The organism is Streptococcus danieliae, assembly GCF_025447695.1.
Classification (GTDB): Bacteria; Bacillota; Bacilli; order Lactobacillales; family Streptococcaceae; genus Streptococcus; species Streptococcus danieliae.
The window spans coordinates 1-9,394 of the sequence record NZ_JAOBSU010000071.1; the positions used below are offsets into that span (position 1 = coordinate 1).

Here is a 9,394-nt window from a genome sequence, read left to right on the forward strand (position 1 = left end):
ATTGCTTTTTTTTGCACTCTGAATTACAAAAAAAGTTGCATGGAGAGCAAGCTTTCCACACAACTTATTATAGAACCCTTTTTTCATTCAAATTCACCTCTGCGTAACAGTATACTCTATTTTGGCAAAAAAGTTTCCTGGCGACACCAGGAAACTTTAACATTTATTTAGACTTAATATAATTGACTCCGACTGCCTTCGGCGCAACGGCTTTTCCGAAGAAGACCGCAAGGACAACGATCGTCAAGACGTAAGGAGCAATCTGTAGGTAAACGGCCGGAACCTTGTCAAAGAGTGGCAACTGGCTCCCAATAACCGCCAAACTTTGGGACAATCCAAAGAAGAGGCTGGAGAACATGGCCCCAACTGGATTCCACTTCCCGAAGATCATCGCTGCAAGCGCGATAAATCCTGGTCCGACAATAGTTGAAATGGAGAAATTAACCGAAATCGATTGGGCATAAACCGCACCTCCAACACCACCAAGGAAACCAGAAATCATTACACCCGCATACCGCATCATGTAAACATTGATCCCAAGAGTATCAGCCGCCTGTGGATGTTCACCAACGGAACGGAGGCGGAGACCAAACTTGGTCTTAAACATCACAAACCAAGCCAGGAAGGAAACCGCAATGGCCACATACCCCATAATCGACGTGTTTTTGAAAAAGATTTCGCCGATAAACGGAATATCCGACAAGATTGGGAAATCAAAACGTCCAAAGGACTCTTGAATATTATCCGTCTGCCCTTTGTTGTACAGAACTTTAACCAAGAATACTGTCAAGGCAGGAGCCATCAGGTTCAGCACCGTACCACTAACAACATGGTCTGCACGGAAATGGACAGTCGCTACAGCATGGAGGAGGGAGAAGAGCACACCCGCCAAACCTCCAACTAGAAGAGCCAACCAGGGAGTTGCCTCTCCAAAAACGGAAGCTGTCTCAAGGTTGAAAACAACTGCTGAAAAGGCACCAACAACCATGATTCCTTCCAAACCGACATTGACAATCCCAGCATGCTCAGAGAAACTTCCACCGATAGAAGTAAAAATGAGAGGGGCTGAATAAATCAGCATGGAAGACACTAATAAGGCTAATAGGGTTTCGAGATTCATTTAGCTTGCCCCTCCTTTTTTGCTTTTGATTCAAGGAATTTTTCAATGACATAATGAATTCCAACGAAGAAGATAATCGATGCTGTCACAATGTTAACCAGTTCTGGCGGAATTGACGCCGCATTCATACCTGGCGCCCCAACTTGTAGGACAGCAAAGAGGAAGGCCGCAAAGATAATTCCAATTGGCGAATTATTGGCTAACAGCGATACTGCCATCCCGTTAAAGCCAATCGAGAGGGAGCTTCCTTGAATGTAGACATTCTGAAAGGTTCCAAGCCCTTCAACAGCTCCTCCCAGACCCGCAAGCGCACCGGAGATAATCATCGAAATAATGATAATTCGTTTGGAAGACATCCCCGCATACTCACTGGCATGAGGGTTGAGACCAACAGAGCGAATTTCAAAACCAAGAGTGGTTTTTTTCAAGAGGAACCAAATCGCAAAGACTGCAATCAGGGCAAAGAAAATCCCAATGTTCATCCGTGAGTTACTGGTCAGAGCCCGCAGCCATTCTGTTTGGTAGCTCGCAGCCATTCCCACTGGCTTACTAGAGTCGGTACTTTGCATCACAGACTGAGGCAATTGGTGAATAAGCGCATTTCCAACATAGAGAACAATATAGTTCATCATGATGGTTACGATAACCTCACTTGTTCCCAAGTAGGCCCGCAAAATTCCTGGAATCGAACCAATGATTCCCCCAGCAAACATGGCAATGATAATGGTAGCCGGAATCATAACCAGGCGTGGCAGGTCTGGATTGAGAAGAGCAAAGGATGCTGCTGCAATCCAACCAGCCAAGGCTTGTCCCGCCAAACCGACGTTAAAGAAACCTGCACGGCTAGCTACCGCAAAACCAAGACCAATCAAGGTCAAAGGTCCCATAGCCCGGAAGATTTCTCCAATCGAACGCAGAGAACCAAAAGCTGTTGCAAAAAGAGCTTCATATCCCCAAATAGCATCGTAGCCAAAAATCCACATGATAATGGCTCCAAGGACAATCCCCAAGAGAACTGAAATTAGGGGAACAGCTGCACCTTGAATTTTCTTAGACATTTCCTTCCTCCTTCTTCAATTCTCCACCAGCCATCAAGATTCCAAGCTCCTGTTTGTTAGTGGTTTCAGGATCCAATTCACCCTGAATTTTACCATCATGAATAACCGCAATGCGATCTGAAACATTCAAAATCTCATCCAGCTCAAAGGAAACAACCAAAATGGCCTTCCCTTTATCCCGCTCCTCAATCAGACGTTTGTGAATATACTCAATCGCACCAACATCCAAACCACGGGTCGGTTGACTAACGATGAGTAAATCTGGGTCCCGATCCACTTCCCGCGCAATAATCGCCTTCTGCTGGTTTCCTCCAGACAAGGCTTTAGCGGGGACATATTCACTGGCAGCCCGAACATCAAACTCATCCATCAATTTACGCGCATGTTGGTAAATATTGGTATAGTTCAAAATTCCCTTAGAACTCATTGGTTCCTTGTAATAGGTTTGCAGGGCAATATTTTCAGAAATCGATAATTGCAGAACCAGACCATCACGATGGCGATCCTCCGGCACGTGTCCAACCTGCATTTCCGTGATTGTCCGTGGGCTAGCCCCGACAATATTTTGGCCTTTTAGAGTAATCATTCCCGACTTAACCTTCCGTAATCCAGTGATGGCCTGAATCAGCTCTGTCTGACCATTGCCATCAATTCCGGCAATCCCGACAATCTCACCAGCACGAACATCCAGATTGAGGTTTTTAACCGCAGGAACACCACGATTCTCCAAAACCACCAGATCTTTAATAGATAGAACCGTTTCTTGTGGTTGAGCCTTAACCTTGTCTGTTTTGAAGGAAACCGAACGGCCGACCATCATTTCAGCCAAATCCTGATTACTAGCCCCAGCAATTTCAACCGTTTCGATACTCTTACCACGACGAATAACGGTCACGCGATCGGCAACAGCCCTGATTTCGTCCAATTTATGGGTGATCAAAATCAAGGATTTCCCTTCTTTAACCAAACTCTTCATAATTTCAACCAACTCTTGAATTTCAGAAGGGGTCAAAACCGCGGTCGGTTCGTCAAAGATAAGGATATCTGCACCTCGGTAAAGAGTCTTTAGAATTTCAACCCGCTGCTGCATTCCTACTGAGATATCTTCGATCTTAGCTGCTGGATCGACTGCCAGACCGTACCGTTCGGACAATGCTTTGATTTCCTTAGTTGCTTCTTTAATATCTAAGACACCATTTTTGGTCACTTCACTTCCCAAGATGATGTTTTCAGCAACCGTGAAGGCCTCCACCAACATAAAGTGTTGGTGGACCATCCCGATTCCAAGAGAAGCTGCTTTAGAAGGAGAATCCAATTGAACAACCTGGCCATTGACCGCGATCTCACCGCTGGTTGGCTCTAGCAAACCTGCCAGCATATTCATCAAAGTGGATTTTCCTGCCCCGTTTTCTCCTAGAAGGGCATGAATTTCGCCCTTCCGGAGTTGAAGATTAATATGGTCGTTGGCAACAAAATCCCCAAATTTTTTGGTGATGTCGCGCATCTCGATGACATGTTCATTCGCCATATTCCGTTTGTCCTTTCCAACGTCTCCGCTTATTATTTTTCAGGAACGGTTACTTTGCCGTCGATAATCGCTTGTTTTGCTTCTTCAACAGCTTTTTTGGTTTCATCGTTCAAGTTATCGTAAGTGACTTCAACACCACCTGATTTTAGGTCATAGGCAGTGGTTGTTCCACCAGGGAACTTGTCTTCTTGCAATTTATTGGCCATGTCTTTAATGGTGTTTCCAACTTCTTTCAAGGTTGAAGTCAAGACAACATTGGCTTCTTTCCCATCCTTGTCTTTGTAACCACCTTGAGGGGCTTGGTCACTATCTACACCGATGACCCAAACTTTTTCATCAGAATCTGCAGCAAGTTTTTCGTTCCGCGTAATGGCTTCATTCAAAAGTCCATCACCAGTCTTACCTGATGCGTGGAAGATCACATCTGCACCTGCCGCATATTGAGCTGCAGCAATTGTTTTACCTTTGGCAGCATCATTAAAAGAGCCTGCATAGTCCACTTGGACTTTGATCGATGGGTCGACAGATTTCACACCAGCTTCAAACCCTTTTTCAAAGCGTGTGATAACTTCACTTTCAACACCACCAATGAAACCAACTTGCTTTGATTTTGTATTTTTAGCAGCAGCAACACCTGCTAGGTAAGCTGCCTCTTGATCGGCAAAGGTTGCAGAAGCAACGTTGTCCAAATCAATCACGCTGTCCACCATTACAAATTTTGTATCTGGATTGTTTTTAGCGACTTCTTCCAAGGATGTCGCTAGGGCAAAGCCTGCACCTGCAACCATGTCATAGCCTTCTGTAATGGCTTGTTGGAAATTGTTGGTGAAGTCAGATTCATTTTCAGACTGATAATAAGTATAGCCCTGATTTTGTTCTAATTTATTTTCCTCACCCCAAGCCTTCAAACCTGTCCAAGCAGATTCGTTGAAAGAGTGATCATCAACCCCACCTGTATCCGTAACATAGGCTACACGAATCGAATCAGCATCTGACTCGGAACGATTCGCACTACGGTTTGAACAAGCTGCTAAAGCAACTACTGCAAGAGAGGCTGCACCAAGGGCTACAATTTTATTTGACTTCATTACAATCTCCTTTATTTGAATCAATTAATTTAAATTTTGGAAAGAATAAGGTAGCAATTCTGCCATCGTCATGGTCTTTGTTGAACCATCCTTGGCAATTAAGGTAATGGGTACTTCCATTTCAAAAAATTCCGCCATCACTTGCCGGCAAGCTCCACACGGTGACACCGGGGCTTGCGTCTCTCCATAAATGTAGAGAGCAGAGAAGTCAGTTACTCCCTCTGAAACGGCCTTAAAAATAGCGGTTCTCTCCCCACAGTTGGTTAAGCCAAAGCTCGCATTTTCAATGTTAACTCCGGTAAAAACCTGGCCATCCTTGGCAACAAGGACAGCTCCAATGGGGAAATGGGAGTAGGGAACGTAAGCCTGGTTAGCTGTTTTCATGGCCAGCTGAATTGGATCAATAGCCTCCATTCACAACCTCACCCTTCATAATGGCCACACCAGCAGAAGTTCCAATTCGAGTTGCTCCTGCTTCCACAAAAGCAACAGCATCTTCATAAGAACGCGCTCCACCAGCTGCTTTGACACCAAACTCTGGTCCAACTGCACGACGCATCAATTCAAGATCCGCCACATTGGCACCAGCTGTTGAAAATCCTGTAGACGTCTTCACGAAATCAGCGCCTGCTTCAACTGTTAGGCGAGAAGCACGCTCTTTTTCTTCGTCTGTCAACAAGGCTGTTTCAATGATAACCTTAACCAAGGCATCACCACTGGCCTCCACAACTGCTTGGATGTCCTGTAGAACAGTTGCATCATCACCATCTTTTAGGGCCGCAATATTCATGACCATATCCACTTCATCAGCGCCATTTTTAACAGCTTCTGCCGTTTCGAACGCTTTTGTAGCAGGAGTTGTTGCTCCAAGAGGGAAACCGATAACGGTACAGACTTTAACATCTGTTCCAGCCAGCTCCTCCGCAGCCAGCGCGACCCAGCTTGGATTCAAACAAACACTCGCAAAATCATAGTCTTTAGCCTCTTGAATCAACTGTAAAATCGCAGCTTTTTGAGCATCTGCTTTGAGAAGTGTGTGGTCAATGTATTTGTTCAGTTTCATGCTTTTCTCCTATTCTTTTGGCAGGAAATGCGGTTACATTTTACTCCCTCTATTTTATCATTTTTTAGCGGTCATTGACCACCTCCCTTCAAGTTTTTTGGGCGCTTATTTTGCAAAAAAAGAGGTTGATTTCTCAACCTCTTACGAATACAAAAGCGGCTAAGGTTTTAAAGAAAAACTTCAAAACCTACGTCCACACCAAAAAGATTATTTTTCTGGAACGGTCAAACGTCCCGCAATAATATCTTCTTTAGCTGTTGAAACGGCTGCTTTGGCATCTGAGGAAAGTTGACCTGTCACGAGGTTCACACCTCCCACTTTCAAACCATAGACAGCTGTCTGGTTTCCAGGGAAGTTCCCTTGACTGGTCTTATCTGCAATATCTTTCAGAGCTGCTCCAACTTCCTTGATTGTGGAAGTCAAAACAAAGTTTGCTTTTTTCCCATCCTTGGAAGTAAATTCTCCATCAGCTGATTGATCCTGATCCACACCGATGACCCAAACCTTGTCAGCTTCATCACGTGTTTCATTTAAATCTTTCGCTTCTTTGAAGACTCCGGCTCCACTTCCACCTGCTGCTTGGTAAATCACGTCCACACCACTCGCATATTGAGCCTGTGCCAAGGATTTCCCTTTAGAGGCATCCGTAAAGGAACCTGCATAATCTACCTGAACCTTGATATCCGGATCCACCGAATGAATCCCTGCTTCAAAGCCCTTTTCAAACCGTTTCACAACTTCAGATTCAATTCCGCCGATAAAACCAATCTTCTTCGACTGACTGGTCTTAGCTGCTGCAACCCCCGCTAAGTAAGCTGCTTCTTGATCCGCAAATGTTGCACTAGTTACATTCTTTTGACCTTCAATCACTTCATCCAAAATAACATAATTCACATCTGGATGATCCTTGGCAGCCTGCTCAACTGCATTTTTGACAATGTAACCAATTCCAATAATCAAATTACTTCCGCTCGAAGCGGCCTGCTCAAAATTATTGGTGTAATCCGACTCCGAATCGGATTGGTAATAATCATAACCATTACCCTGGCTAAGACCTTGGGCCTTACCCCATGCCTCTAAACCTTCCCAGGCAGACTGGTTAAAAGATTTATCATCCACGCCACCAACGCTAGTAACCAAACTAGCTTTTACCTTGGCTTCTGAATTTTCTGTGTTTTCTCGCTGACCACAAGCAACCAGTCCCAGTGATGCCACTGCTAGGCCTGCAACCGCAAGAATCGGCTTCTTATTCAAAGCACTAACCTCCGTTTTTTACATACAGTTGACAGTATAGCACAGAAAAATCATTTTGACTAGATTCATTCGTGAAAAATCAAAAACTTTTCTGTAAACTTTCACGAAAGCGTTTGAATCCCGAATGTTTTTCAGGGCCATTTCTCTTATATGCAACTGTTGTTTCCTTTTTTCTCAAAAAAGAAGCCGGCAAAACCGACTCCTCCTCTAATTTTCATCCTATTCATACCTCAATGAAACAACCGGATCTAATTGACTAATTTTTTTGGTTGGGAAATAGGCGGATAGGTAACCCAAGACCAAACCTAACCCAATCATCATCAGAATCGACTGCAGGTCTAAGAAAAAGACCTTGGTAATACTAGGATAAAAATGACGAACAACTACATTGGCGATACTTCCAATAACTTGAGAAACTAGGAAGGCCACCACTAAGGACAGGAAGGTAATGATGAGGGATTCATAGAGAAAAATTGACTGAACATCCCGGTTCAAATAACCAACCGCCTTCATAACCCCAATCTCCCTAGATCGTTGCATGATATTAATATAAACGATAATCCCAATCATAATAGTAGAAACAACCACCGCTTGGAAAGACAGGACAACCAATAATCCCTGAATCACCCGAATAAACTGGATCACCAAACCAAGTACCTCTTGTTGCGACAGCACAGTATATTTTTTATTTTCCTTCAGACTTTCCACAACGGCCTCTGTTGTACTTGGATCCCGCAGCTCAAAAATTACATAAGGCTTCAGGCGTACAAACTGATGTTGCTGCAGGATTTTTTCCAGTGTCACTGGCGCCATATAACTATTGCTATCTGCCAACTCATCTGTCAGAACCCTGCTAATCTTCACTGAAACAGTTGCTGTATGACTCCCTTTCTCGGTATTCTCCAGGATGACTAATTGAACTTCTTTTCCTATCAAACTCTCTGCCGTGTAACTACTTTTGGTCTCGCGATTAAAATCCTCGATAAAGGTGATTGGAACCGTTATCCCCTCTTCAGACGGATCCTTATAGGGATTCCCAGCAAGGAGATTTCCCTCTGTATTAGCAGGGACTGCAATCTCACTATTTGTATAAAGACTGACCAGCTGAGCATAATTGGGTAGAGACTGACTGAGATCCAGCTGGTTCCCTTCAATACTAGCTGTTTGAATCAAGGTTGAAAAGGGACTTTCTAGATACTTGATCTGGTCTTTGCCCACCAGCTCATAGATAAAATCAATATCAGATTGATTCAAAACCCCACCACCAGTTGTTTGAGCATTCAAGGACACCTGGATCTGAGCTGGTAATTGGCCCTGATTGGTTTCCCGATGAATTAGATCAACAACTGCGTTTCCTAGACCAAAAGCAAGTAAAATCCCGATAAAGCCGATAGAAGTCGCTGCCGCAATCATAAAATTTCGCCAACGCCGTTCTAAAAAATTAGACCAGGCCAAACGCAGCTTGCTCCGCCATGTAAAACTATTTCTCTGACTTTTCTGTTTTCTCAATGATCTCACCGTCCTTCATCCTGATAATGATGTCTGCATAATCCGCAACTTCTGGATTATGGCTCACAATAATGATTGTTTTCCCCAATGTCTGCAATTGTTTAAAAATCTCTAAAACTGCTGCTTGGGATTTGGAATCCAAAGACCCCGTCGGCTCATCCGCCACAATTAAGTCTGGAGTATTAACCAAGGCTCGGGCAATCGCCACTCGTTGCCGCTGCCCTCCAGATAATTCCTGAACATTTTTCGCTTTAAAGGCCAACATCCCCAACTGCTCCAGATACCGCTCTCCAATCGCATTCATTTCTTGTTCCCTTAAGCCGTATAAACGCAGCGGCAACTTTACATTTTCTAAAACAGATTGATGGGCAATGACATTAAAATTTTGAAAAACAAAACCAATATTCTCTTTTCGGAAAAGGGTCAACTCATCTGGAGATAACTCACCCAAACGCTGATTTTTAAAGAGAACCTCCCCCTGATAATCTGAGTCCAGACCACTAATAATGTTTAACAGACTGGTCTTACCACAACCGGATGGACCATAAATCACCACCAGCTTGTTTTCTTCCAATTGGAGATTGACTCCCTTTAGGGCTTGCTCACTAGCGTTCGAGGTCCCTGTATACACTTTATGAACATCTTTTATTTCTAACAACATCACAATCTCCTTTTAAGGCAAAACCAACATCTTATAAGAATCATTCCCGTTGCTTATTCTTTTTGAAAATAATGTCAGGATTCTGACTCCTCATCATCAATTTCATAAAAATG

At 43.9% G+C, this 9,394-nt stretch carries 9 protein-coding genes; all 9 read right to left on the minus strand.

Annotated elements, in window-relative coordinates; genetic code table 11:
* Positions 1-163 precede the first annotated feature (163 nt).
* Positions 164-1,120, minus strand: a complete 957-nt coding sequence (locus N4310_RS05975) for an ABC transporter permease (RefSeq protein ID WP_160332280.1) — start codon at positions 1,118-1,120, stop codon at positions 164-166.
* A complete protein-coding gene (locus N4310_RS05980) occupies positions 1,117-2,178 on the minus strand; it encodes an ABC transporter permease (protein WP_160332279.1) in 1,062 nt (353 codons plus the stop codon). Before N4310_RS05980 ends, N4310_RS05975 begins: the two co-directional genes overlap by 4 nt.
* The gene (locus N4310_RS05985; protein ID WP_262092460.1) at positions 2,171-3,706 is read right to left on the minus strand and encodes an ABC transporter ATP-binding protein; all 1,536 of its coding nucleotides are present in this window, start codon (positions 3,704-3,706) and stop codon (positions 2,171-2,173) included. The genes N4310_RS05980 and N4310_RS05985 overlap by 8 nt, the downstream gene beginning before the upstream one ends.
* A 32-nt stretch (positions 3,707-3,738) precedes the next feature.
* Positions 3,739-4,794 carry a BMP family lipoprotein gene (locus N4310_RS05990; RefSeq protein ID WP_262092461.1) on the minus strand — a complete coding sequence of 352 codons (1,056 nt, stop codon included), beginning with the start codon at positions 4,792-4,794 and terminating at the stop codon, positions 3,739-3,741.
* A 24-nt stretch (positions 4,795-4,818) separates the two neighbouring features.
* A complete protein-coding gene (locus N4310_RS05995) occupies positions 4,819-5,208 on the minus strand; it encodes a cytidine deaminase (protein ID WP_160332276.1) in 390 nt (129 codons plus the stop codon).
* Positions 5,195-5,857, minus strand: coding sequence for a deoxyribose-phosphate aldolase (gene deoC, locus N4310_RS06000; RefSeq protein WP_160332275.1), 663 nt, complete (start codon positions 5,855-5,857; stop codon positions 5,195-5,197). The genes N4310_RS05995 and deoC overlap by 14 nt, the downstream gene beginning before the upstream one ends.
* A 207-nt stretch (positions 5,858-6,064) precedes the next feature.
* A complete protein-coding gene (locus tag N4310_RS06005) occupies positions 6,065-7,111 on the minus strand; it encodes a BMP family lipoprotein (protein WP_262092462.1) in 1,047 nt (348 codons plus the stop codon).
* 219 nt (positions 7,112-7,330) lie between these two features.
* On the minus strand, positions 7,331-8,629 hold the full coding sequence (locus N4310_RS06010; RefSeq protein ID WP_338092446.1) for an ABC transporter permease: 1,299 nt from the start codon (positions 8,627-8,629) through the stop codon (positions 7,331-7,333).
* Positions 8,592-9,284 carry an ABC transporter ATP-binding protein gene (locus N4310_RS06015; RefSeq protein ID WP_420832903.1) on the minus strand — a complete coding sequence of 231 codons (693 nt, stop codon included), beginning with the start codon at positions 9,282-9,284 and terminating at the stop codon, positions 8,592-8,594. Before N4310_RS06015 ends, N4310_RS06010 begins: the two co-directional genes overlap by 38 nt.
* Positions 9,285-9,394 lie beyond the last annotated feature (110 nt).